The organism is Curtobacterium pusillum (genome assembly GCF_007680845.1).
Classification (GTDB): domain Bacteria; phylum Actinomycetota; class Actinomycetes; order Actinomycetales; family Microbacteriaceae; genus Curtobacterium; species Curtobacterium pusillum_B.
This window is the reverse complement of sequence record NZ_VEIY01000001.1, coordinates 1-25,390: the sequence shown is the minus strand read 5'-3', so window position 1 is coordinate 25,390 and position 25,390 is coordinate 1. Positions and strand designations below refer to the sequence as shown.

The window sequence follows — 25,390 nt, the reverse complement described above, 5'->3', positions numbered from 1 at the left end:
ACGACGAGCTTCAGATGCTCCCGTCCGGCAGCGTTCCGTTCACGGCGTGGTCTCCGAGGAGCCGAGCCTTGTACACGACCGGGTTGTGCGACGAGATGGTCCGGGCGTTCCGCCAGTGCCGATCGAGCGCGGCCCCGCGCACCACGGCCGAGGCACTCGCCGCGTCGAACAGCCGCCACAGTCCCTCCCCCGCGAGTGCGGTGTTGCGGACCTGCGCCGCTGCGGACGCCAGGACGACCCGGTCCAGACCGCCGGCGTCTTCGGCACCGGCGATGCGGTCAAACGCCCTGGCGACCGCATCGACGTTCGCGGCAGCGCCGAACGCCGCACTCTCCACCTCGCCCACCACCTGCAGGACCTGCGGATCGTGTCCGGGCAGGGGCTCGGTCGCAAGCGGGTACGAGCGGCGACGCGCACGCACAACGTCGGCCAGGTCGTCAGAAGCACGGCGGAGGATCCCGGCCTGCGTCGCGGAGTGGACGAACTGGTAGAAGGCGCCGAGGCGCTCGGAGAGCCGCGGGACGTCGTACGCCAGGACGTGACCGACGCGGACCTCCACACGGTCGAAGCGTGTCGTTCCGCTGGCGGTCGCACGCTGGCCGATGCCGTCCCAGTCATCGATGATCGTGACACCCGGGTCGTCGCTCCGGACGACGACCTCGAAGACCGCGCCGTCCTCGATCACGAGGACGTTGATCCACTCCGAGTACAGGCTGCCGGTGGTGTAGTACTTCTCGCCGGACAGGCGCACACCCTCGGCACGGTCGAGCCACGTGGACGTGTCGATGATCGTCGTCGCGGGCGCTGACCCACCGACGCCGCCTGCGTGGACGGATGCCGCCGGACCGAAGAGCTCTCCGCGTCCGGCCGCGCGGAGCAGTTCGTCACGGACCGGCTCCGCCGGACGGGCAAGGAGGAACTCGACGAAGCCGAGGTGGCCGCGAACGATCTGGGTGAGGTTCGAGTCGGCCGCGGCGACCTCCACGAGGAGCTCGCCCAGGTCGCCGACCGTCCCGCCGGCGCCGCCGAACGACACGGGCACGCGCAACGCTCCGAGTCCAGCCCGGGCGAGCGCCCGCACCGTCTCGGCCGGGGACGCGTCCTCGAGCTCTCGGCGGACGGCGTCGCTCGCCGCACGGGCAGCGACGGTACGGACCGCAGCGCGGACCCCGAGGGGCGTGCGCGTCGCCTGAGTGTGGATAGTGGTGTCGGTCATCGGGTCTCCGGGTAGGGGTTCGGCTCAGGGACGTCGAGCAGCCTGGTGCAGCCGGGCGTACTGCAGTCGAGGGAGGGACTCGAGCAACTGCCGCGTGTACGGGTCCTTCGGCCGCGTGAACACGTCGTCCGCTGTGCCCTGCTCGACGGCACGCCCGTGCTGCATCACGACGACGCGATCGCTCATGTGGTGGATCACCCCGAGGTCGTGCGAGATGAACAGGTAGCTGACGCCGAGCTGGGCCTGCAAGTCCTGCAGCAGGTCCAGGATCTGCGCCTGGATGGACACGTCGAGCGCCGAGACCGCCTCGTCGAGGACGACGACCTCGGGGTTCGTGGCGAGGGCTCGGGCGATCGCGACGCGCTGCCGTTGACCGCCGGACAGTGTTCGGGGCCAGACGTCGATACTGGCCTCGGCCAGACCGACCATCTCGAGCAACTCGACTACGCGTTCGCGGGATCGGTTCGCACGCCCGGGATCACCGAGCCGGACCGCGTCCTCGAGGATGCGACCGACACGCCAGCGGGGGTCGAACGAGCTCAGCGGGTCCTGGTAGACGACCGAGATCCCGCGCCGGACAGCACGTTGTGCCGATTGTGATGCGGTCGTCCACGGCGCACCGCCGAACAGGACGTCGCCGCTGTCCGGGCGGACGAGCGACAACGCGATCCGCGCAACCGTGCTCTTGCCGGATCCGGACTCGCCGACGATGCCGAGGGTCTCACCGCGGTCGAGGTGGAAGGAGACGCCGTCGACCGCGCGGCGGGACACCCGATCCGGACCGCGGTACGACTTCACGACGTCACGGACCTCGAGCAGGTGTCCGCGCTCCGCTTCCCGCTCCAGGGACGCCCGGGGCGGGAAGAGCTCACTGGCGCTCCGGCGTGACGGGTCTTCCGGTGCGAGTCGAGTCCCCTTCGTGTGTTCGCTCGGCACGGCGTCGATGAGCTGCCGCGTGTACGGGTGCTGCGGGTCGTCGAGGATCTGATCCGTCGTGCCAGACTCGACGATCCGACCGTCCTGCATCACGAGGACCTCGTCCGCGAGCCGCGCCACCACCGCGAGGTCGTGGCTGATCAGGACGACGCTGCGCCCCTCGGCGATCATGCCCTCGAGCACGCCGAGGATCTGCGCCTGGACGGTCACGTCGAGCGCGGTGGTCGGTTCGTCCGCGATGATGACCTGCGGGTCGAGGGCGATGGCCGAAGCGATGAGCGCTCGCTGGCGGAGCCCACCGGAGAGCTCCCCCGCTCGCTGCCGGGCACGGACATCCGGCTCCGGGACACCGACGCGGTCGAGGACCTCGATCGCCGCGGCACGGCGCGAGGCACGGTCGCCGACGCCGTGCAGCTGGTACGCCTCCTCGATCTCCTTCCCGACCGGTCGGAGCGGATCGAGCGAGACGAGTGCGTCCTGCAGGACGAACCCGACACGCCGACCCCGCACCCGCCGCCACCACGACTCCGGTCGCCCGAGCAGGGACTCGCCCTCCAGCGCGAGCGTCGTGGCGGAGACGCGCGACCCCTCACCGGCCAGGCCGACGATCGAGCGCGCAGTCACGGACTTGCCCGATCCCGACTCGCCGACGAGCGCGACGCACTGTCCGCGGCGCAAGGTGAACCCGACGTCCTTGACAATGTGCTTCCGACCGCCGTCCGGGGTGTCGAACGACACGTCCAACCCGACGACGTCGATCAGGACGTCGTCGGGCCGATCGATCGTCGGTGCATCGAGCGCGGTCATCGGGCGACTCCTTCTGAACGGTCCTGGAAGTACCTGCCGAGCTGCGTGAACGACAGCGCGACGAGCACGATGGCGATACCGGGCATGACCTCGAGCCACCACGCCGTGGTGATGAGCGACTTGCCCGCGTTAAGGAGCACACCCCACTCCGACGACGGAGGCGCGACGCCCAGGCCGAGGAAGGACAGGCCCGAGGCCCACACGACCGACTGGCCGATACCCAGCGCGATGAGGGCAACCAGCGGCCGGAACGCGTTCGGGAACACGTGCTGCACGAAGATCGTGGTGCGGGTGTGCCCGAGTGCGCGTGCCGCCTCGACGTACCCCGAGTCCCGGACCCCGAGCGCCTGCGCTCGGATCAGCCGCGCGTAGCCGGGCGCCGAGCCGATGCCGACCGCGATCACAAGGCTGGATGCCGAGGGGCCGAGGAGCGCGACGAACAACAGCGAGAGCAACAGCACCGGGAACGCCAGAAGGATCTCAAGGAACCGGTCGATCGGACTTCCGATCCACCGCGGGGTCAGCGCCGACGCAAACCCCAACGCGAGCCCGATGACAAGCGAGACCGCCATCGCGCCGATGCCGATGAGGAGCGACGTCCTGGTCCCCCAGACGATCCGGCTGTACAGGTCCCGCCCGGCGTCGTCGGTTCCGAGCCAGTGGGCAGCGGACGGAGCGCTCAGGGTGTTGTAGAGGTCGATGTCGAGCGGGGACCGCGTGGCGACCAGCTGCGGCACGATCGCCGCCACGACGAAGAACAGCGCCACCACAGCGGCTGCGATCACCGACACCGGGACGAAGGAGCGCGAGCGGCTGCGCAGCGTCTCGGCACGGACGCCCACGACGGTCCCGGTCACCGAGCACCCCCGAGGCGAGGATCGACGAGGACGTAGACGACGTCGATGACCATGTTGACGACGACGTAGACGAGGCTGATCAGGATCACGATCCCCATGACCAGAGAAAGGTCCTTGTCGGAGACGGCAGTGACGAGCACGTTGCCGAGGCCGGGACGTGAGAACACCGACTCGACGAGCACCGCGCCGGACAGCGAACTCCCGATCGCCCACCCGGACAGCGTGATGCCCGGGATGAGTGCATGCCGCAGCACGTGACGCCGCCGTACGGCCGATTCGGTCATCCCGCGGGTCCTCGCCGACAGGACGAACGGTTGCCGGACGGCCCGGTCGAACTCGGTCCTGGTCGCCTGCCCGAGGAACCCCGCGAGCGGGATCGCGAGGGTGAAAGCGGGAAGGACTGTGCCGGCGAACGTCGCACCGCCGAGGACGGGGAACCAACCAAGCCCGACCGAGAACACGAGCAGGAGGATGATGCCGACCCAGTACTGCGGCAGGCCCGCGACGACGGTCTCGACCGCCGACCCGATGCCCCGCAGCCGTCCGCCCCGCCCCGCTGTCCAGAGCGTCCACGGCACGGAGAGCACCCATGCCAGCAACAGCGAGACCACCGCGAGTGTGATGGTCGGCCCGAACTGCTCTCCGATCACCGAGGACACCGACCGCTTCAGTTCCCACGAGGTCCCCAGGTCACCACGGAACAGTCCGCCAACGTACGTCAGGTACTGCACCACGAGCGGCCGGTCCCAGCCGTACTCGTGGTTCACCCGGGCGATCTCCGCAGCCGTCCGCACCGTCGTCTGCCCGGACTGCACGTTGAGCACGATCGTCGCCCGGCTGCCGGGCAAGACCGAAAGGACGATGAAGGTGACGGTGACCGTGCCCCAGAGGACGAAGACAGCCGAGCCGAGACGGCGGAGGACGCCACGTGCCACGGCGACCCCACGTCCACCGGAGCCCGCGGGGCGGAGCCGAGCCGAGCCTCCCGGCCGGACCGCGACGGCGGTCATCTACTTGCTCCCCACGAGGTAGGCGTCGGTGAAGATCGGCAAGCCGTTGCTGCCCTGGTCCTGGCGGAACCCCTTGAGGTCCTTGGACGCGACGACCGTGTTCGTGAAGTCGTAGAACCCGACCGCGATCGCGTGGTCGTTGAAGTACCGCTGCAGCTCCTGGTAGTCGGCTTTCCGCTTCTCCTCGTCCGGTTCCACCTGCGCGGCGTCGATCTTCGCCTGGACGGCGGGGTCGTCGAAGTGCGTGGTGTTGTTGCCGTTCGGGGCGTCCTCGGTACCGGCGTTGTAGACGATGTCGAGGATGTTCGGTGCCGGCCAGACCCAGTACCCGAAGGCGATGTCCTCTTCGTCGGCGGCCTGCGACTGCCCGGAGAACAGCTGCGTCTGCGTCAGTGGGATCAGGTCGAGCCTGAAGCCGACCTTCTTCACCTGCTGCTGGACGGCCTGCAGCGCGGTGGCGCCGTCCTGGCTGACGATCGGGCCGGCGCCGTAGGGGAGCTTGACCTCGAGCTCCTTGCCGTCCTTCTCGCGGATGCCGTCGGCGTTCTTCTTCCACCCGGCAGCGTCGAGCAGTGCGTTCGCCTTGTCGACGTCGTAGCCGTAGGTGTCGTTGAGGTCGAGGTAGTACGGGTTGTTCGGGCTGAGCGAGCCGTTGCCCTCGAACGGCACCGAACCCTTGAACACGCTCTTCACGATCTGCTTGCGGTCCACGGCGTAGACGAAGGCCTTGCGCACCTTCTCGTCCGTGAACGGTCCCTGCTGGACGTTGAAGGAGAACGCCTGCTGCCGGCCGCCGGTGACGAACGTGGAGACGGTGTAGTCCTGCTTCGCGGTCGCCCACTGCGTCGACGGCGGATCGTAGATCGCCTGCGCCTGCCCCGTGGTCAGGGCGCTCCAGCGCGACGTCGCGTCCGAGGCGAACTTCCAGTCGAGGTACTTCTCGTACGCCCGACCCTTGTGCTTCGCGTCAGCCGGCGCCGACGCGTAGTCGTCGTTGCGCTCGAAGAGGATGTCCTGCCCCTTCGTCCACTTCTTCACCTTCCACGCGCCCGTCCCCACCGGGTACTGGCAGTTCTGCGCCTCGGAGTTCTCCGCCAGCGCCTTCGGGGACTGGATTCCGTAGTGCCCGTTCGCGAGCTCGCGGTAGATCTCGGGGTTCGCCTTCGACAGGTGCAGCGTCACCGTGCCGTCGCTGTTCGCGGTCGCACCGGTGAGGTACGAGAACGAGTTCCACCCCAGATTCTTGACCCAGTAGTCCACGTTCGCGGCGACCGCGTCGGCGTCGAACGCCGTGCCGTCCGTGAACGTGACCCCGGCCTTGAGGGTGAAGGTGATGTCCTTGCGGTCCCCGGACTCGGACCACTTGGTCGCGAGCCACGGCACCGCCTTGCCGCTGTCGCCCCAGGCGACGAGCGAGTCGAACACCTGGCGGGACAGGTACGCCTCCTGCACCCACGATCCCCAGATGCACGGCGGCTCCTGGGCATGGACGTAGGTGATCGTCGAGTCGTAGATCGGCTCGCCGGTACCGTCTGCGGCTCCGCCGCCACCGGCGCAACCGGAGAGCACGACCGCTGCCGCGGCGGCGATCGCGGCAACGGTGCCGAGCTTGGTCCTGGTGTTCTTCACGGGAGGGGTTCCTTCAGCAGGGAGTGGTCGGGATCAGCGGGTGGCAGCGGTCTCGCCGATGCGCACGCCGTGCGCGTGGTGCGTCGGGTCGAGAGCGTCGCCGTTCCGGAAGAGCTTCTGGCGGAGCGTGCCGGGGGCGTACTCGCGCTGGGCGAGACCGCGGGACTGCAGGACGGGCACGACCTGGTCGACCCACTCGTCCCACCAGCCGAGGGTGGTCACCGGCACGACGTTGAACCCGTCGACGCCGGCAGCCGCCCAGCGCTCGACCTCGTCGGCGATCTGGTCGGGTGTACCAGCGAACCGACCGGGCAGGAACGCGTTGTCGCGCAGGTAGTCGGCGAATGTGACGTCCTCGCCGTGGCCGTCGACCGCGGCGCGGAACGAGGACCGGACGTGCTCGCCGAACTCCGATCGCTCCTGCAACTCCCGCAGCGTCGTCGACGGGTCGATGCTGGACAGGTCGATCCCGCTGCCGCCGCTGAGGAACGCCCGGAGCGCGGCGTAGTCGATGTGCTCGTGCAGGTGCGCTTGCTTCCGCTTCGCCTCGTCCTCGGTCGCACCAATGACGGTAGACAGCGTCACGATCTTCTTGAGGGAGCGCGGGTCGCGTCCCCGCTCGCGTGCCAGGGCATCGAGCACCGCGATGTCACGCCGGGCAGCGTCTGGGGTCGCGGACGGCAGGAACGTGACCTCGGCGTTGCGTACCGCGAACTCGCGGCCGGCGGGCGAGTTGCCTGCTTGGAAGAGCACTGGCGTGCGCTGCGGCGACGGTTCGACGATGTGGGGACCCTGCACCCGGTAGCGCTCGCCGACGTGGTCGATCGTGTGGATCTTCTCCGGGTCGAAAAACCGGTTCGTCGCTGCGTCGTGCAGGACGGCACCGTCCTCCCACGAGTGCTCCCACAGCTTGTACGCGACGTCGATGTACTCCTGCGCCCACTCGTAGCGCGCGTCGTGGCCGACGATGTCCTCGTACCCGAAGTTCCGGAACCCGTTCTTCAGGTACGACGTCACGATGTTCCACCCCACGCGGCCGTCCGTGAAGTGGTCGAGCGAGGACAGCTGCCGAGCGAACGAGAACGGGTGGTTCTGGATGATGTTGCTCGTCACCGCGATCCCGAGGTGCTCGGTCACGAGGCCGAGCGCCGACACGATCGACACCGGGTCCGGCTCCGGGAACTGGGAACCGGCTCGGATGGTAGCGTCGCCGTCGCCGAACTCGAGGTCGTACACACCCACGACGTCGGCGATGAAGAGGTTGTCGATGCGCCCGCGCTCCAGGGTCGTGACGACGTCCACGTACGGCTGCAGCTTCGAGTAGCCGCGCTGCACGTCACCCTCCGCAGTGCGCCAGTAGCCGTGACTGTGGTGGTTCGGCGTGAGGTGCAGGAACGCGTTATAGATGAGTTCGCGGGACATCAGGTGTCTGCCTTCCGGGGCTGCGTCGGGCGGATGGCGAGGCTGGTGCGCCGCCTCGGTCAGCCTGCGACGATCACCCCGGCGAAGCGAACCACGTCGTCACAATTGGACGACACCTGTCACGCAACGTCAGCGGACGAAACATGCGGGCCGGCCGACGTCACGGTGCGTCATCCCGTGCTGCGCAGCGAAGGCTCGCCGCACCGATGACGACCGGGGTGCGGTGCAGATCGGCACCGCACCCCGGGCAGCCCGACGCCGTCTGGCGACGGGATCAGCCCACGTGGTTCACCGGGATCACGCTGCCCTTGTACTGCTTCGTGATCCAGTCCGCGACCTCCTCGCTCGTCAGGTGCGGTCTCGCGATCTGGCGCGAGGTTGACGTCGCCGCGAAACAACACTCGTTGTGAGGGATGGAACAACCGGTGGCACCAGGCGGATCCTGCCGTTGCTGGCACATGACGCCGTCACGCAGCCCGACCAGCCCCGTTCGCACGAGTTGCGCTGTCCGACGGTCGTCCAACGGCTCACTTTGCAACAAGCAGACATCACCAGACAAAGCGCGGACTGAGCAGCTGAAGTCGACCGCTGTCAGCTCCGCGCCCACGTCAAGACCGCTCGGTATGAGAGCATGCGAAGGTGAGCGCCCCTGATTTGACCGCGGACGTCTTGGCCCCGTTCAAGGACTCCGGTGTCGATCGTCATGTCACTTTGCTGCTCGGTGCCGGCGCGTCGACGTCGTCTGGCTTACCCGGGTGGGACGAGCTCGCTGTTCGGCTGCTTCTGAAGAGTGGCGCGGTGTCATCGGAGAGTGCCGCGCAGGAGCTCGTGCGGAGACAGGATCCGCTCCTCGTCGCCGAAGCCGCGCGGAACACTCTGGACCGTTGGGATCATCGCGTCCGGACAGCGCTCTATCAGGGCCTGCAAGACCTCACACCGTCATCGTTGCATCTGGCTACTGCAGGGCACGCCCTCGCCGGACCAACCGATCAGACCACCGTCGTGACGCTGAACTTCGACACGTTGCTCGAAGACGCGATCAGCATCGAGGGCACCGCGGACGGCCGCGTCGACGAGGAACGATCCGCCGCGGCGTACGTGGTGCATCATCTGCACGGTATGGCCTCACCGTCTCGCAGCAGAAGCGTCGTGCTCACTCTGTCCGATTACAACGAGCTTCTCGGCGATCAGGACTGCTGGCAGCAGCGACTGCTGAGCCAGTCGGCACAAGATGGCGCCATCGTCATCGCGGGTACGTCCTATCGGGACCCCGACGTCCGGCGATGGTTGCATGTCGCTCTCGCTGGCGCACCCGACGGCAACGCCGCCCTCGTGTTGCTCGCCCGGCAAGCGTTCGGCGTGACCCGCGAAGGCTTCGACGAGATCAAAGGCGCCCTCGCCAGCCAATGGCGAGCTGCCGGGCTGCAACCGATCATCCTCGAAGACTTCACCGACGCGGCGCAGATCATCCGAGAGCTTCGCCACCTCCATCTGCCGCACTACCGGTCACCGCAGGAGCGTGCTTCCGAGCTGTGGGACGCACATTCGGCCCGCTTCAACGAGCTACAACCGCAGTACGCCGAGCTGCTCAACGCCGACGCGCGGGTCCTCCGCGACGCGTTCGATGTCGATCAGCTCGGAGTCAGCCTGTGGCTGGCGGACGGTGCCGGAAACGTCGGCCGGTACGCCTCGCAGGACCGGACGTATCGGTCAGCAGACGACATCCGTCGGGTACCCAGCGGTCACGACAGTGCGTGGGTCGCGGGTCGCACCCTCGGTGCGGAAAGTATCGAGTTTCAGAACCTCGACCCGGCCGGAACCAACCGGTGGGGCACAGTGTTCGCAGTGCCGATCAGTGTCTCCTTCGTCGGACTGCCCGACATCGCAACCGCGGTGCTCAGTGTCGGGCTCCCGGGATCTGCCGAAGGCTTCTCCGAGTTCAAGGCGATGTGGTTCGAGCAGGCACTCGACATCGCAAACGCGTGGAGCGAACGCCTCAGCGAAACCATCGCTTGATCAGCCGCACACAACTACTATCGACAGCAGGAGGAGACAACGATGGCGAACAACAGCAGCTCGTTCCAAAGCCTCGGCAACGGCGCCTTCCGGGTCAGTGGCGCGCGGATCAGCCCGACGACGGGTCGCTACGTCACGCGAAGCAGCGCTTCGGCGGCGAAGTCGGCCGCTCCGCAGACTCCTCCGAAGTCGCAGCCGAAGGAGAAGTAGGGGCAGCTCACACTCCGACGCGGGTCCTGACACCAGAACGGATGTCTGCAGTCCGAATACCGAGCGTTCCCAGCTGCTGACGCATCTGCTGGAACACAGGGGCGTCGCCCTTCGGATCGGCGATCGTCAGGACGGCCGCGAACTCGACTCCAGCCACCGGCAGGTCTTCTTCCGCACGGGTGAGGTACTCGACGAGGAACTTCCACGTCGAGCTCTTCCCCCGACCGCGCATGAGCGGGGTGTCAAAGCTCTTCACCACCTGCCATTTGTGCGCTTCTGCCAGGAGCTCCTTCTCGCCCCGTGGGTTCGCGGAGGCGTTCGGGTGGTGGACCGCGCGCAGCGCGTTGCTGAAGCCTCCGTCGTCTTGTTCCTGCATGAGCTTCGCGTCGATGTTCACGCGGATTCGCTCGTCGCCGTGCTCGTACGCAAGGACCGGCCGAGCGACTAGCGTCAGCCGCGCGTACCCGCGGCACTTGCCGTCGTCGACCAATGCGGCCGGCCAGGCGAACGTCAAATTGTGCTCCTCGCCAGGCAGAACGGTGCTGTTGAACACCATCACGATTTCCGAATCGGGACGTTCGAGGGTGCTCGCTGTCTGTCGCGGGACACCAAACCCCGCCAGGTCAGTCGCGACGGCGTCCAACGGCCGTCGCTGAAGTGCCTTCGGCATCTCGGCGTCATGGATGAGGAGCGCCAGCAGCGTCTCCCGCGGGACGGGACCGTCGATCGCTGCGTCGAGGTCGGCGAGCTCTCGAGCAACCAGCGGAGCGGCGTAACTCGTGCCAGCACCCGTCACCAGAGACCCATCAGTGTCGAGAGAACGGAGGCCGCTGCCTCGGACGGCGTCGTCCGTGCCGCTGCCTCCAATGTGCGCAAGGTCCGGCTTCGTCGCGCCTCGCAGCCCTGGGCCGCGGCGGCTGTATCGGGCGAGGGCATGACCGACCTGACCGGGCAGGCCGGGCGGGTTCAACGCAGCAACTGCGACGTTGAACAGGCTTTCTGCCGGCTCGGTGATCGTAGTTCGGGTCTCACGAGCCAGTGCAGCGAGGGTCGCTGTCGCGTCGTTGGACCACTCGGCGCGTCGTTCTGACTCTGGCAGGTTGCCAGCGGACACAACGAAGATCACGTCGTACGCGCGAGCGATCTCGTCGAGCCGTCGGGCAGTCGCTCCGTATCGGCCGTCGTCGCCAGGACCGTCGAAGTTGATGCTGAGGTTGAATACGCGCACACCATGGCGTTCACGCATGGACTTCACCGCATCATCGATCTCGTCGAGGAACTGAGGAGTCCCGCCGGGGTAGTACCGGTCAAACAGTGCAGTGCCGCCGGCGTCGGCGGGAAGCACGTTGACGTCGACAACGCGGCACCCACTACGAGTGGGATCCATCGACTCCGGGTTCAACGGGCCGGCTGCAACGAGGAGCCCGCTGATGAAAGTGCCGTGGGCCGCGTCGATGTCCACGTCGGCGATGACACCCCACCGATCCGCGACCCAGGGTTCGAGAACAGCGCCGACACCGCCATCGATTACGCCCACGATGGAACCGGAACTGGCTGCCACCGGCGGGAGTTCGGCGATGCTGAGCTCGTTGGCCGGCGCAGTCGAACTCGGTCGCGGGGAGACCACGGACGGCAGTGACACGGACCGCACCAACGGATTGCGTCCGAGCTCATGGAGAACGCGCGCGTGGGCTTCAGCGTTCCGTGACAGATCGCGCAATGGCGCAGCGCGCAGCAACGTACCGATCTGGTCGGACAGAATCCCAAGTTCAAGCGTCCCGGACCGAGATCCCTCAACGACGCCGAGGTTCAGCGAACGGGCCGAACCGATGCCACGCACCGGCTGCGTCGTCCCCTCGACGTGCGCGGCTGCGAGCGTCGCCTGCAACGCCCGCACCGCTTGCTTCCCCGCCTCCTGCAGCTGGCGTGACTGAGTGCCGGCTCCGCTCATCGGGAACAGGTCGACTTCGTAGCGGCCCCCCGTTCCCGAACGACTCAGCCAGTCAACGGCGTCGTCCGCGCCGAAGGAACGCTTGTCGGCATCCGACCAGAGTGATACCGACTCGATAGCCGACGCTTCGCATCGCGCTCGAGTCGGTGCGAGGAACTCGTTCCCCGTATCGGGACGCACCTTCACGGCAACGTCAATTTCGGCCCGGACGAGGCGTTCAAGGACCTCGCGGAGGCCAGCAGGTGTGCACGCGAAGATCGGTTCACCGACCCGCGCTGTTGCCACGTGGGGGGTCGCACGCTTGCGGAACAACGCCTTTTGCGGCCGGTGGGTCTTGGCGATCGCACGCGAACGCATGCGTACGCGCACGTATCCGAGCCCACCGAACTCGTCTTCGTAGGCAGGGTCGGAGAGCACCTGCAAGATGCCGGCGATCTGCATCGCCAAGTTCCGTTGGTGCCGCTCGAACCCGTCCGGGTCTCCCTCGAAGAAGTCCGTGCCAGCGGAGTTCGGGGGATTCTTGTCCCGCCGCTGCTGCAAGCGGCTCGGATTCGTCACGACCTGGATGGGCTGATTAGTCATGCGCGACCTCGCTCTGCGGTTCGTTCAGACGGCGACGGACGGTCTTGACGTTGACACCGAGCAGATGTGCGATGTCGGCCTGAGCAAATCGGGCGTCGGCATCGCGAGCCAGACCGATCATGAGTTCGTCGCGGTTGGAGAATCTGGACGCCGCCGAGGTGCCGTACCGTGCGGCGGTCGTTGCGACCGCTTGCACGACCACGTCCGCCGGGCTGGCATCGGTGTCGGCGTCGACGATGCGTCGCTTCAGCCACTTGTCGCACACGGTGCTCACTTCGGCCCCGGACATGCCGTCTGTCAACCAGGCAATGAGTTTCGCTTCGGAGAGTGCCACGGGGGCGGCACCCAGAGACGCCTCCACAATGGCGGCCCGCTCGACCGGACCTGGTAGGGGGATGGGCACCTGCACTTCGAAGCGACGCCAGACGGCCGGGTCGAGCAGCGCCTCATGGTTGGTCAGTCCGAAGGTGATTCCGGCCCGTGATCGCCCGTCCAGGTTCTGGAGCAACGCGTTCACGACGCGCTTGATTTCTCCTACTTCGTTCGGGTCGTCTCGAACCTTCGCGATCGCGTCGAACTCGTCGAGGATGAGCACGCAGTCGTACCGGTTCGCGAAATCGAACAACGCCCCGAGGTTCCGAGCGGTCGTTCCGAGCAGCGAACTGATGAGGCCGTCGAGCCGGACGATCACTGCGGGTAGCTGCAGCTGCTTCGCCAAGCGGAGCGCGAGTGTGGTCTTTCCGGTTCCCGGCGGTCCATAAACCAACGCGGTCAGCGAGGGACGCAGACCAGCGGCGAGCAGCTCGTCCTGATGTTCCCATTCACGGGTCAGCGCTTGAACGACATTCGTCACTTCTGGTGAGAAGACCGGTTCGACAGCGGTGTTGTCAGTGGGGAAGATGACGTTTGCCAACGGCGCCGAGCTGTCGGGGTCCACGGGCACCGGCACGCCGGGCTTCATCCGCTCAAGCGTTGCCGATGCGCTGCGAGATACGCGGGTCGGTGCAGACCGACTGGGGGTAGCGGCAGCATCGAGGATCTTCTGTAGCGCGACTGCGTCGGCGTCGTCATCCTTCCGAAGCGCGGCGACGAGCCGACCGAGCTGATGCGTGACGACGTCGTGGTTGCCGTCAACGAGCGCTGCTCTGCTGAGAGCTCGGATGATCGAGGAGTACTGCATGAGGACATGCTAGGGCCTTCTTCGGACATTTTGGGGACCATACGGGTACGAGCGAGCGCTCTGGAGGCACTTCAGGCCTGTAGATGCGCCGGATATCCGTGAAGCACCTGTCGGGCTTCGTGGGAGGTTCGGTCTCGGGCGCGTGCGTCGGCGCGTTGACCAGTTCCGCGATGCGTCGGCATGGTCCCTGCTGCGATCTCACCGCGCTGAACGAAGTTGCGTACAGATGTCGCTTGTTGCATGGGTCTGCGTCTCATCAGAGGGACGACGTCAGCAGCCTTGACGAGCACCAGTGCCGGGTCATGCGGGGGCGGGGACTGTCGTGGTCGACCGTTCGGACGGGTCGGTCGGGTCACCGCTCGGCGGGGTGTCGGTCACTGTCGCCGTGTTGATCTCACCGGCGTCGAGCGTCGGCCAGCGTGACCGTGCAGGGGACGTTCCGGCCCGGAGCAAGCGACCCGTCTGGCGAGCACTCGATCGCGGACAGTCACGGGTGCCGGAGAAATCCGTCTCGGTGACCCCGGGCAATCGGGATGCCGGTCCACTGCGGTACGCTGTCGCCATAGATATGAAAGCCCGGGCGTGACTGCGTCCGGGATGGTAGAGAAACATCAGAACCAGGAGCTCCGACAGGAGCTCCATCCTCACCCAGGAGATCAAGGTTCGCTGTGGCCGCACCGGCTGCTGTGAACCTGTTGGCCGTGTCACACGCCAACGAACGGTCGCTGTCTCGCTGACGACCTCGGTCCCACGACCGAGGAACATCAGACCTACACGAGGCTCCGACCGGGCACAACGGTGCATGACGCTGATCCTGATCGGCGCCGCGCGTGGGAGCGAGCGTCTGATTCGGAGCAGTCATGGAATGGGCGCCTGCCCTCGTCGTTCCTGCCATCTGGGCTATCTGCCACACCGTCGTGAAACTCAAGCGTTTGCGACAGGTGCGATTCTTCGGCGAGCTCGCCGCGTCCCTCGAGGACCCCGCCGCGGCGAAGCGCGCACAGGAGCTCGCGCGCGACCTCGCGGGCGGACGCCCGCGGCCCCCTGCCCGGAACTGAATCGACTAACTCGACCGCATCGCTCGACTCGTCAGCGCGACCCGGGGCGACCCGGCCTCGACCTTCAGCGTCGCGTCCACGGCCCGGTCAGCGCTTGGGGCCAACGACGACGTCCTCGTCGAGGACGGCACCAACGACCGGGAACGCACCGCCCACACTGCACTGTCATTGCGGCGTCAAGCCGAACGGCCCGTCGAACTAGGCGTGCCCTTGCAAGAAGACGCAGGCGCTTTCGAAGCCTTTAGGGCTCAGACGTCGGCCTCACCAGTGGAACAACAGTCGAGCGGTCCCGGCTGAGCTCGGTCACTGCGGCGTCGCTGAGGGCCAGATGGTGCAGCGCCTTGTCTCGTTCTCTTTCGGCAAGCTTCCGCTTCTCGCGCTCCTTCTCCAACTTCCGCTTCGCCTCGTCACGCTGGCGCGTCATCTCGGCGATCTCGCCCGACCTGGGCGGCTCCCAGGACGCCCGAAGCAGGCGCACTAGCTCGATGACCGGCTTGTGGTGCGAGTAAAGGTTTTGGCGAGTGGTGCCTGCAATCTCAGCGACTCTTTCGACGCTTGGGCGTTGGCCGCTCAACATCATGGCGAACGCGGCAGCCGCTGCACGGAGACTCGTTGGATGCTCGAGGAGGGCCTCGGCGTCAAAATTCGGCAGCGGGGTGCTCACGCGGTGACCAATCCGGGTAGCGCGTCACGAATCTCCGCTGCTTGCGCGCGCATCTTCTCGCGTCCCAAATGAGGTAGCTTCCGGTCCCGAGCGCCCTTGACGAGGCGGTCATGGGTGACTTGGAACCCTGGGACACCGAAGGTCGTGGTGGTGTGGTTCAGGCACTCCAACGGGTCACACTGCTCGACGTTTGGCGCACCGATGCCCCCGCAGCGGGCCTGGTCTTCGCTGAAGTCGCAGAAGCCGAACACGGTCATGAACATGGACTCTGCATGCGGTCGGAAAAGTTCTCGCAGCCTTCGGGGATCTTCCTCGATGCGCGGGTCCGCCAGAGTCGCAGCGCGCACCGATGCGAAGACGTCTACCTTCCGGCGGGCGTCTTTGCCCGCCGGAAGCATCGGTGTTTGGTCAGCCTCGATCGCGCGCTCCCAGAGTGCGTATTCGTTTCGAAGAGCATCGATGACCATCTCTGTCTGCAAGCCTCGAACTTCCGCGTAGAGCTCTCGTTGGCTAGTGGCGACAGCATCTGGGTCAACTCGGAAGTAGCCGGCGGCTGTTTTCGCGTCCATCCACTTGAACTGGTCCATCGCAGAGATCACGCCGTTCGCACGACCCGCGATCACCACCGCTAGGTTTCGTCGCAGGGAGCGGTCGTTGGGCTCGGTTCTGGAACGTGTCGGACCTATGCCTGCTTGACTGAGCCTGTCGATGTGCGCGCCGATTCGCTCCACCACCCGATCGAAGCGCATGGCACTCGGACCGTCCGCACGGCGAAGGTGCGCGAGCAGCCGCCGGTCGAACAACGGACTCTGTCCGGTGCGCAGGTCTACGGCGTCGTCGGGGAGGTTTGTCTGCTCCAGCATGAACGTAACGACTCCCAACGCATCGGCAACGATCGGTGGGATCAGCCAGCTCTCCCGTCGTGGCCGTTCACGCTTCTTAATGAGAAAGCTCTGTAGAAGCGCGCGGCGAGCACCACGCAGGGTGATCTCTTCGAGTGCATGACCTCGCGGAATTACTTCAAATTCGGAGGTCCGCATCCCACTCATTGCAACTGTGATGAATGCACATGCTGCGGCAACGTCCGCGATCGCGCGCTGGCGGTCAATCTTCCGGTCGTCACTAGCGATGAACTCCATAGGTTCTGAAGACGTCGAAAGCATAGCTACTTCTCGAGGAGGAACAACGCGGGTCCGGGCATTGCGCCACCTGCCCTTCGAGTCAGTCAGCGCCTCCGGCGGGTTGTCGAGCGTCGCTACTCGAACAATCTCCCGCCCCGAACGAACGAGGGCTATACAGGCCGAGATCCACGGCGCAAGGTCCTCGATCAGGAACAAATCCGTCGTGTTCATGCCGTCGTTGTCCGGCAATCCTCCGCTGACCGCGAGGCCCGACTTCCCTTCCCACGGCTCTATCGACAGCTTGTCGATCTCGGGCGACATCGCTGTCCTGTACGTGGCGAACGACTTGAGGGCACTTGCTCTGCGATGGTCCGGTTTATGGTCCCGCAGGAACGTGTCGAACGCTTCCTGGTCAACTGACGATAGCTCAGAGTATGCGCCCAGGCTCGTGACCGTGATCAAGTCGACAATCAGGTTCGGCAGCGCGCGGTGAAGTGTACTGAGATTTTTGCGCCGCAGCCCGAGGAAGGACGGATCGACGTCTGTTGCGAGCGCGGGTCGCGAAGCGATCAGGACAAACTCCTTGATGGCGTCGCGTAGCCATGTTGGGACGTCTGCGAAGTCGAATCTGCTTTTGCTGTTCGCACTGGCCGAATCTGGATGCCGCCGTAGATCCCAACGATTGTCCTCGTACCTGCCAGGGATGTGCTCGTGGGCGAATAGAGCGGAAAGCGTCTTCCCTCGGAATCGGCTCCTACTCGGGGGAGAGAGTGTCAGCGGTGTACTCATCGGCCGTATGCTTCCTCCAGAACTCGAAGACGTTCTTGCGCGGCTTCAAGGTCGCTCATGGCTTCATCAACTGCTTCCTGCGAGAAGGCTTCGAGAATTTGGTCAACTCGTGCTGCGACTCCCGCCCAGGTCGATATGAAAACCTCGGCGACTTGCTCCTCGCGGTCGCGGTCGATCCGATCTGCGAGCGCAAGAATGATCGGTAGGTGGATCGTGGTGAATACGGCGTTCGGACAGAGCAGACACGCGAAAGGGGTCTTCCGACATAAAGTGCCGAGCTTTTGACCGGGTACGGCGCGCGGATCGACGCAGCCCGCGGTACCGGTATCGTCGAGCGCCTCGGCCAGGACTTTGTCGATCGTCTCATCCGAAAGCCCCTCATGCCAAAGTCGACGCCGAATCTCTTCAGGGCTTTCGGAGTCAGCGATGATGTATCCAACAGCGAGAATGCTCGCGTAATACTCGTCCTGCCCGTCTGCGATGATCTCGAGTCGCTCTTCCTCCGAGAGACCGGCGCCTCGGTAGAAGGTCCAACTCACACGTGCAGAGTGGTTGGGGTCGATCGCCCCGCGCACGCCACCCCCGACTACGCGATCGGCCCGGGCAGCCCACGTCTTCCGCATGCGCTGCGTACTCATGCGGACTGTTCCCCCTGACGGCAGCGACACCACACTCGAGTCCCCCTCGAGGACAATCGGCCTTTGTGGGATCGCGGTGGCGACCGGGTGGCGGAGGGTCTTGTCGGAACGTTCCGATTGCACCCAGATGAGAAGATGATCCGTGTCCGTCCAGGAACGGAGGTGCGCTGTGGCGGTTATCCATCGTTCGATCACGCGACCACCGCTCCACGTGCTGACGCCGTTCCCCTTCCTGCTGACGGCCCGGTCGGCCCGCGACTTGAGACCACTGATCCGCGTCAGCGAGGAGTCGTCTGGAGCGCGCTCGAAATCTACGGTGTCCATGCTGATCAACACGGATGCCTCTGCGCCGAATTCGTTGATGATCAGCAGGGCCGTCGCTTGAGCGTCCAGAACGGTTGGACTCAGGAGCCGCACCGCCTCCCCGTATGGACCAGATAAGGGCCTGTCGGACTCAGGCCCAACGACGAGTACCCATGCCACCCAATCTCGCACGGTTGCCGGATGATCGCGCAGAGCTACAATCTGACGTGCAACTTCGATTGCGCCTTGCGTTGAATCCTCGGACGCGCCCTCATCAAGCATCCGGAAGGCGGACAACCGCCGAAGGAACAGATCGTTTAGACGGCCTTTGCACCATCCGACAATCGCTTCTAGTTCCTCAGACGTGTAAGGCCGCGATGGTCTTGAGAAGCCATGGAGCTTCAATCGCTTGAGGTACGCGACGCTCGCATCAGCCTTTGCGGCCTCCGCCGCATCCAGCAGGAGACGCCGCGCTAACGTGGTGCGCACGGATGCAGGAGAGGTCCTTCCCTCGAACAACCCACTGTGCAAGGTTGCTGGAACCAGCGTCTTGATGTCCAACGGCTGTTCTTCCGGTAGCAGGCGCGGCAGCAGCTGCTTGACTGCGTAATCGGCTGCGTCCTGATAGGCGGCGGCGGTTGCGGCTGCTTTAACTCCCCCGCCACGATCTCCCATCACGCCGAGCGCCGCGTCCCGGAGCTGCCTGGCGATCGGAGCCTCCCCAATTTCGTGGAAGTTCAGGAAGTGCCTACGTCCGTCCTGAAAGATCTCGATCCCGAGAGGCACGTCGACGGGTTCTGACCGGATCGCACTGCGGTGGTCCCTCATTCGAGGTCACCCCGCAGAGCAGGATTGTGATCCGGGTTGGCGGATACTGAGGCGAGGAGACTCCAGAAGGCGTCTTCCGTATACTTCAGAGTGGTTTCGAAGCTCTGATGACCCATCGAGTCCTGCACTATTCTGAGTGGGTCGTTGCGTTCTACGAGGAGATGCCAGGCCGGCTTTCTGCCATTTTGCTCTTCGAATTTGCGGGAGAGACTTTCCCGGTTCTCGAGCCGGTTCAGGAGCGTGTGGCCGAAGGTGTGCCGGTACGAGTGCACTGTGTAATCCCAAGCCTCATCCGGCCAAAACGTGCGGCAACGCTCCCTTGCGCTGCGAGTTGCGTCGCCGATTACGTCCTTGCTGAGCAACGGCGCCCCAGACCGACTCTTGTGATCAAGAAGCACAAGCGCCGATCCTCCTCCTGGCATCACCAGCCGCGTTCGATCCTCACGCTCAAGCTTTGTCCAGGGAACAAGGATGATTTTTCCGAGGCCTCCAACGACGCCAGCGGCAGTCGAGTCAGTAGTCTTCAGGTCGAGTTCGAGAGGCCTGGACGGCTCCCAGGTGGCTCGTCTTTGGATGAGGCGTCGATCACCTTTGATGTATTGCCGGATTGGTGTCATCCAGTCGGAGAGGGCGACAACCCTTCGGCTTCGCCCTCGCTTCGCGATGGTCCCCGCGACGCGAACCGGGGTAAAGCCATCTGGGTGCGGTCTTGGCACTTCGAAGACAGTGGTGAGCAAGAGCTCCTTGTGGCGAAGACCTATGCCCACGCCGAGACCCATAGCCGCGGCGTTGCGCTGAATCGTGCTGTACGCCTGGAAGTCGGGGTCTGGCGCGCCACTCGGGACTTTCCCGAGGAGACCGACTTGCAGGAATCGATCAAGTTGCGTGGCGAGGATCGGACGCCCGGCGCTTTCTGTCAGGCGACCGCCCTGCAGAAACGCGAGCGTCTCGATCGTGCCGCTTCGAGTGTTTTTCTTGATCAACGTAAATGGGAAATCCCGCAACCATCCCGTGGCTACAGCGAACTGATAAAAGCTTAAAACTGCCGCACGAGCTTTTCCGATCGCCTCACGTGTAGCACCAACGACCACCGTGTCACCTTCGGCTTCGGGATTAGTCCTCGATCTCGCGTACTTCCGGAGAGCTTCGTCTCCATTTTTGACGATGATCGAATCAAACAATTGCTGACCATAGCGCTTCGTGAGGAAGGTTTCGAAACGGGCAATCTCGCGACTGTAGTCATTGATCGTGGCCACGGTGTACTGGCCGAGACAGAAGGACACGTACTGCTGCAGGGGACGGTGCGGGCGCAACTCGGCGTCGAACCACAGAAGAAGGCCGGGTGGGTACTCAGAAGAACCGCCGCTGGGAAGAGTATTGGCATCTGCCGCGAGCGAGGGGCGCCAGGTCATCGATCTCAGGGCCATCGTCTACCTCCTAGGCTACGATCCTAGTTGACAGTGCCCCTTTCACCGTTAGAAGTGGTTGCCGGACCCGAGGGTCCCGAGCTGGTTCCGCCAGCCGCCGTGCGCCCCCGCGGGGTCGAACCCGGCGGCGGCCGCCATCGTCTCGAGCTCCGCGATCCGGGGCTCGGCGGTGGCGACGATCTTCCGGTTCGACGCACCAGCGGACAGCGGGATGGCCCGCTCGATCTGCTCCCGCAGCTCCTGCAGGTCGTCGGGCAGGTCGCCCTTCGTGAACTGGGTGCGGACCGCGATCATGCCGCAGCCGATGTCCACGCCGACGGCCGCCGGCATGACGGCACCGAGGGTCGGGATGACCGATCCCACGGTGGCCCCGAGGCCGAGGTGTGCGTCCGGCATGAGGGCCAGGTGCGGGAACACGAACGGCATGCGAGCGGTGGTGCGCGCCTGCTGCTCGGTGTTCTCCTCGAGCATCGAGGCCCAGCTCAGCAGCCGGTCGTTGATCTTCTTCATTGCTTCGTCTCGCTTTCGTGACGGTCGTCGACGACGGTCGTCGGCGACGTCTTCGGTGACGGTCCGAGGCGGACTCCGGCTGCCGTTCCGTGCCACGACACGTGGCGTTCGGAGGGCAGCGCCTTGGAGGAGACGCCCCGGGCCGGGTGGGCACGGGGCGTCGGGTGAGGTCGCGTGCCTACGCGGGATAGCGGTCGGACTGCTGCTGCTGCCAACGCTGTTCGGGCAGCACGAGGAGCGTGTCGAGCTGGAGCTCGACTCGCTGTTCGTGGTGCTGCACGGCGCGCATGCGCGGTCCTTCCGGTGGTGCCCGGGACGGGCGGTTCCTGCCGATGGGCAGGAGGACGACAGTAGTGCGACACGCCCGGGCTGCACAACTCACCCGCGCGTGTCGCGAGTTGTGCACAGTCGGGAGGGACGGCTGGCGTCGTCCACAGCGGGGTACGTCCCCCTGATGGTCGCGCCTCGATCACGGGCAGGCTGGGTGCATGACCGAGCGGACCCGAGACACCCCCGACGCCACCGACAACGAGGAGCGCAGCGACGGCTACGTCCCGCTCCGTTCGTACGGTGCCATCGGCGACGGGCGGACGGTCGCGCTCGTGGCGCTCGACGGCCGCATCGACTGGCTGCCGATCCCCTCGATGGACTCACCCCCGGTCTTCGCGAGCATCCTCGACGCCGAGCACGGCGGCCACGTCGCCCTGCGTCCGGTGGACGACGACGCCCGGGCGTCCCGCGAGTACCTCCCGGGCACGAACGTCCTGGTCACGACGTGGACCACCCCGGGCGGGACGGCCACCGTCACGGACGCGATGGTCACCGGTGTCGCCGGGCGCCTGCCGTGGGCCGAGGTCGCACGGTGCGTGCAGGGCGTCCAGGGCGAGGTCGAGATGGAGTGGGCGGTCGTCCCCGGGACCCTGTTGCACACCGCGGAACCGAAGCGCCTGGACACGTCGAACGGCGCCGTGATCGGGATCGACGGCATCACCATCGCGATCGTCGAGGACGGGTTCGACCCGGTGCACGACGACGGGCCGCGGTTCTCCGGGCGCTTCCGCGTCGCCGAGGGGTCGAAGCACATCCTGACGATCGTCGGGACGCACGACGAACCGATCTTCATGCCGAAGCCCGAGAGCGCCCTCGACGCGATGGACCGCACGATCGCGAACTGGGCGACGTGGTCGGAGGAGTTCTCCTACGACGGACCATGGGCCGAAGCCGTGCAGCGCAGCGCCCTCGCCCTCAAGCTGCTCATCTACTCGCCCACCGGCGCGATCGCAGCGGCGCCGACGACGAGCCTGCCCGAGGACGTCACCGGCGGGAAGAACTGGGACTACCGGTTCGCCTGGGTGCGCGACCTGTCGTACACGGTGCACGCCCTCACCCGGTTCGGGCTGCGCGAGGAGACCCACGCCGCGGTCTCCTGGGTGATGCGGACCATCGCCGAGCACGACGCGGACATGCCGATCTTCTACGAACTCGACGGGTCGGAGAGCGACGGCGTCGAGGAACGGGACGTGCCGGGCTGGAAGGGCATCGGACCCGTGACGATCGGGAACCGCGCTGGCAACCAGTTGCAGCTGGGCGTGTGGGGCGACGTCTTCGAGATCATGCGGCAGTACGTCCGAGCGGGCAACGTCATCGACCGCAAGACGGCCGCGGTCCTGCAGGAGCTCGCCGACGACGCCTGCCACCGCTGGGAGGAGCAGGACTCCGGCATGTGGGAGCTCGAGGAGGCCCAGCACTACGTCACGAGCAAGATCGGCTGCTGGCAGGCACTCGACGCGGCCGCCGAACTCCACGACGCGGGGATGATCGACGGGCCGCGCGACAAGTGGATCGAGAACCGCGAGCTCATCGAGCAGTGGGTGGCGGAGAACGGGTGGGACGAGGAGCGCGGCCACTACGTCATGTACCCGGGGTCGGACAAGCTCGACACCTCGATCCTGCTCCACGCGATGAGTGCGTTCGACCGCGGACCCCGGATGGAGTCGACGATCCGCGCGGTCGAGGAGCAGCTGCAGCACGGTCCGCTCGTGTACCGGTACACGGGCATGGAGCGCGAGGAGTCCCCGTTCGTCGCGTGCTCGTTCTGGCTGGCCGCCGCGATGGCGTGCGTCGGACGCCCCGAGGACGCCAGCGCCCTCATGGACGCCATGGTCGCGCAGGCGAACGACGTCGGACTGTTCAGCGAGATGATCAGCGAGGAGGGCGACTTCATGGGCAACATCCCGCAGGGGTTGTCGCACCTGGCGCTCATCCAGGCGGCGCTGACGATCGAGGAGGTCCTCGGGTCAGCCGAGGGTGATGGCGACGAGTCCGGCGACGCCGAGCAGGTACAGCAGCACCACGACGAATGAGTCGATGCCCATCCCCGCGATCCTCCGCTCTGGGCGGAAGACGAGCCCGACGGCGTACACGAGCGTGAGCAGCGCGGCGAGGGCCGTGAGGTAGACGTCGCTCGCGTTCGCCTGCGGCAGGACCGCCTTGCCGGACAGCAGGGTCGCCACCAGGAACAGCACGGGCAGGAACGCGTTCCCGCCGAAGATGTCGGACATCGCGAGGTTGTCGTCGCCCTGCTTCACCGCCTGGAGGCCCGTGGAGATCTCCGGCAGGCTCGTCGCCAGCGCCAGGACGGTCGCGCCGAAGAGCACCCCCGACAGTCCGATCTGCCCGGATGCGGCGTCACCGGCCTGCTCGAGCACGACACCGGCGACCAGGGTGGCGAGGGCGGAGACGGTGAACACGATCGCGGCCTTCCGCGTGCTCATCGGCGGCTGCTGGGGCGCGCGGGTCCGGTGACCGGCACGGTGCGGTGACGCGTCGGGTGCGCGGCCGGACTCCTTCCACGGCAGGGACTTCGATGCACGCTGGACGAGCAGCAGGCCGACCACCCAGATCGCGGCGATGAGCAGGACGTCCGGGGTGAGCCGCGCGATGACGAGGTCACCGGGGAGCTGACTGCCGGCGATCACGACGGCGAGGACGGCGACCACGACGATCGCCTCGAGGACGAGCGTCAGCGATGCCGCGCGGTAGGTGATCGGTCGGACGCCCTTCCCCCGTTTCCCGAACAGGTCGAGGACCGCGATCACCACGGTCTGCAGCGCGATGCCACCGAGGATGTTGCCCGCCGCCACCTCGATCGACCCGGAGAGCCCGGCACTCACGGTGATGGCGATCTCGGGCAGGTTCGTGGCGACGGCGAGGACGATCAGTCCGCCGAGCGCACTGCCGAGGCGCAGACGGTCGTCGAGCACGTCGGTCGTCTTCGAGAGCTGGATCCCCGCGACCCAGATCACGGCCGCTCCTGCGACGAAGACCACGACGAGGAGCCAGAGGGGCAGGGAGTCCATGGGATCGACGATGGCCCGTGGTCGCCGTGCAGGTTCTCGGCCGTCGGGCGCATGATGGATTCGTCATGAACGACGTCGACGCACGCATGGACCGGCTCCGGCGAGCCGCCCGGTACCGGTACCAGCAACTGGTGGACAGCGAGATCGAACGCGGCTCCCTCGATCCGGACGAAGTCCGCGAGGAGCGCGAGGAGCGCCGGCTGCTGCAGGCACGGGACGTCGCGCAGCACGCCAGGGCCCGCATCGAGGAGGCCGAGCGGCGCGGCGTCTTCGAGGGGAACCCGTACCACGGCAAGCCCCTGCCCGGGAACGACGGGCAGCACGACCCGGACTGGTGGATCAAGGCGAAGATCGAGCGCGAGGAGATCACCGGGATCGCTCCGCCGGCCCTGGCCCTGCGCAAGGAGGACGCCGCGCTCGACGACCACCTCGACGCCCTGTCCGTCGAGGCGGACGTGCGGGAGGTGCTGGTGGACTTCAACGCCCGCGTGAAGGAGGCACGGCGGCAGCTGCTCGGTGGACCGCCGGTCGTCACGCCGCTCCGCGACGTCGAGGACGAGATCGAGCGGTGGCGGGCGCGACGCGAGGAGCGGATGACCGCCGACGCGCGTGCCGCCGCGGAACGGGCGGCCCAGGACGCGGCCCGGCCACGCTCGTGGTGGCGCCGGCGTCGATGAGGTGCGCCGCGCCTCCAGGCGGACGCGCTCCAGACGCAGGACGACCGCAGCACCACGCGGTTGGCGTGGTGCTGCGGTCGTTCCCTGGCGGAAGGGTCTTACTTGATCTGGGCGGTGATGGTCGCGACGCCGACGAGGAGGCCGGACTTGACCGCGTCGGTCTTGAAGGTGCTGTTGAGCAGCTTCGCGGCGTCCGCGGA

General features: G+C 66.4%; 18 protein-coding genes and 1 pseudogene. 5 read left to right on the top strand and 14 right to left on the bottom strand.

What is annotated here, in order from left to right; all coding sequences use genetic code 11:
- Positions 1 to 10: 10 nt before the first annotated feature.
- Genes FS825_RS00080 through FS825_RS00060 form a run of 6 tightly spaced genes read right to left on the bottom strand, consistent with a single transcriptional unit; the run spans position 11 to position 7,877 of the window.
- Complete coding sequence (locus FS825_RS00080; protein WP_144709699.1) at positions 11 to 1,216, bottom strand: acyl-CoA dehydrogenase family protein; 1,206 nt, start codon at positions 1,214 to 1,216, stop codon at positions 11 to 13.
- Between the two features lie 24 nt (positions 1,217 to 1,240).
- Positions 1,241 to 2,959, bottom strand: coding sequence for a dipeptide ABC transporter ATP-binding protein (locus FS825_RS00075; protein ID WP_144709697.1), 1,719 nt, complete (start codon positions 2,957 to 2,959; stop codon positions 1,241 to 1,243).
- On the bottom strand, positions 2,956 to 3,816 hold the full coding sequence (locus tag FS825_RS18815; RefSeq protein WP_222126867.1) for an ABC transporter permease: 861 nt from the start codon (positions 3,814 to 3,816) through the stop codon (positions 2,956 to 2,958). Before FS825_RS18815 ends, FS825_RS00075 begins: the two co-directional genes overlap by 4 nt.
- Entirely contained in the window at positions 3,813 to 4,826 is a 1,014-nt protein-coding gene (locus FS825_RS18810; RefSeq protein WP_222126866.1) for an ABC transporter permease, read from the bottom strand. Before FS825_RS18810 ends, FS825_RS18815 begins: the two co-directional genes overlap by 4 nt.
- Positions 4,827 to 6,455 carry an ABC transporter substrate-binding protein gene (locus FS825_RS00065; protein WP_144709693.1) on the bottom strand — a complete coding sequence of 543 codons (1,629 nt, stop codon included), beginning with the start codon at positions 6,453 to 6,455 and terminating at the stop codon, positions 4,827 to 4,829.
- A gap of 33 nt (positions 6,456 to 6,488) precedes the next feature.
- A complete protein-coding gene (locus tag FS825_RS00060; RefSeq protein WP_144709691.1) occupies positions 6,489 to 7,877 on the bottom strand; it encodes an NtaA/DmoA family FMN-dependent monooxygenase in 1,389 nt (462 codons plus the stop codon).
- 639 nt (positions 7,878 to 8,516) lie between these two features.
- Between FS825_RS00060 and FS825_RS00055 the strand changes: the two genes are divergently transcribed.
- Positions 8,517 to 9,893 carry an SIR2 family protein gene (locus tag FS825_RS00055; protein ID WP_144709689.1) on the top strand — a complete coding sequence of 459 codons (1,377 nt, stop codon included), beginning with the start codon at positions 8,517 to 8,519 and terminating at the stop codon, positions 9,891 to 9,893.
- Positions 9,894 to 9,935: 42 nt separating this feature from the next.
- A complete protein-coding gene (locus FS825_RS18480) occupies positions 9,936 to 10,103 on the top strand; it encodes a hypothetical protein (protein ID WP_186376983.1) in 168 nt (55 codons plus the stop codon).
- Between the two features lie 7 nt (positions 10,104 to 10,110).
- Here the strand turns inward: FS825_RS18480 and FS825_RS00050 are convergent, their stop codons facing one another.
- Complete coding sequence (locus tag FS825_RS00050) at positions 10,111 to 12,636, bottom strand: S8 family peptidase (RefSeq protein ID WP_144709687.1); 2,526 nt, start codon at positions 12,634 to 12,636, stop codon at positions 10,111 to 10,113.
- Positions 12,629 to 13,816, bottom strand: coding sequence for an AAA family ATPase (locus FS825_RS00045; RefSeq protein WP_144709685.1), 1,188 nt, complete (start codon positions 13,814 to 13,816; stop codon positions 12,629 to 12,631). The genes FS825_RS00050 and FS825_RS00045 overlap by 8 nt, the downstream gene beginning before the upstream one ends.
- A 932-nt stretch (positions 13,817 to 14,748) precedes the next feature.
- Here FS825_RS00045 and FS825_RS18880 point away from each other — a divergent pair.
- Positions 14,749 to 14,874, top strand: coding sequence for a hypothetical protein (locus FS825_RS18880; RefSeq protein WP_260980938.1), 126 nt, complete (start codon positions 14,749 to 14,751; stop codon positions 14,872 to 14,874).
- A gap of 241 nt (positions 14,875 to 15,115) precedes the next feature.
- Here FS825_RS18880 and FS825_RS00040 read toward each other — a convergent pair whose 3' ends face one another.
- The 5 genes and pseudogenes from FS825_RS00040 to FS825_RS00020 form a co-directional block, all read right to left on the bottom strand.
- Positions 15,116 to 15,538, bottom strand: a complete 423-nt coding sequence (locus FS825_RS00040) for a hypothetical protein (protein WP_144709684.1) — start codon at positions 15,536 to 15,538, stop codon at positions 15,116 to 15,118.
- Positions 15,535 to 17,448 carry a hypothetical protein gene (locus FS825_RS00035; protein ID WP_144709682.1) on the bottom strand — a complete coding sequence of 638 codons (1,914 nt, stop codon included), beginning with the start codon at positions 17,446 to 17,448 and terminating at the stop codon, positions 15,535 to 15,537. Before FS825_RS00035 ends, FS825_RS00040 begins: the two co-directional genes overlap by 4 nt.
- A complete protein-coding gene (locus tag FS825_RS00030) occupies positions 17,445 to 19,175 on the bottom strand; it encodes a hypothetical protein (protein ID WP_144709680.1) in 1,731 nt (576 codons plus the stop codon). Before FS825_RS00030 ends, FS825_RS00035 begins: the two co-directional genes overlap by 4 nt.
- Before the next feature lie 38 nt (positions 19,176 to 19,213).
- Positions 19,214 to 20,644, bottom strand: a complete 1,431-nt coding sequence (locus FS825_RS00025; RefSeq protein ID WP_144709678.1) for a hypothetical protein — start codon at positions 20,642 to 20,644, stop codon at positions 19,214 to 19,216.
- Between the two features lie 51 nt (positions 20,645 to 20,695).
- Positions 20,696 to 21,154 (bottom strand): annotated as a pseudogene (locus tag FS825_RS00020) (RtcB family protein); the annotation flags it as partial.
- A 488-nt stretch (positions 21,155 to 21,642) separates the two neighbouring features.
- Here FS825_RS00020 and FS825_RS00015 point away from each other — a divergent pair.
- Positions 21,643 to 23,517, top strand: a complete 1,875-nt coding sequence (locus FS825_RS00015; RefSeq protein ID WP_144709676.1) for a glycoside hydrolase family 15 protein — start codon at positions 21,643 to 21,645, stop codon at positions 23,515 to 23,517.
- Here FS825_RS00015 and FS825_RS00010 read toward each other — a convergent pair.
- Positions 23,452 to 24,513 carry a sodium:calcium antiporter gene (locus FS825_RS00010; protein WP_144709674.1) on the bottom strand — a complete coding sequence of 354 codons (1,062 nt, stop codon included), beginning with the start codon at positions 24,511 to 24,513 and terminating at the stop codon, positions 23,452 to 23,454. The two genes, FS825_RS00015 and FS825_RS00010, sit on opposite strands and share 66 nt — an antisense overlap.
- A gap of 65 nt (positions 24,514 to 24,578) precedes the next feature.
- Here FS825_RS00010 and FS825_RS00005 point away from each other — a divergent pair, with 65 nt between their 5' ends.
- On the top strand, positions 24,579 to 25,190 hold the full coding sequence (locus FS825_RS00005; RefSeq protein ID WP_144709672.1) for a DnaJ family domain-containing protein: 612 nt from the start codon (positions 24,579 to 24,581) through the stop codon (positions 25,188 to 25,190).
- Positions 25,191 to 25,390: the final 200 nt, after the last annotated feature.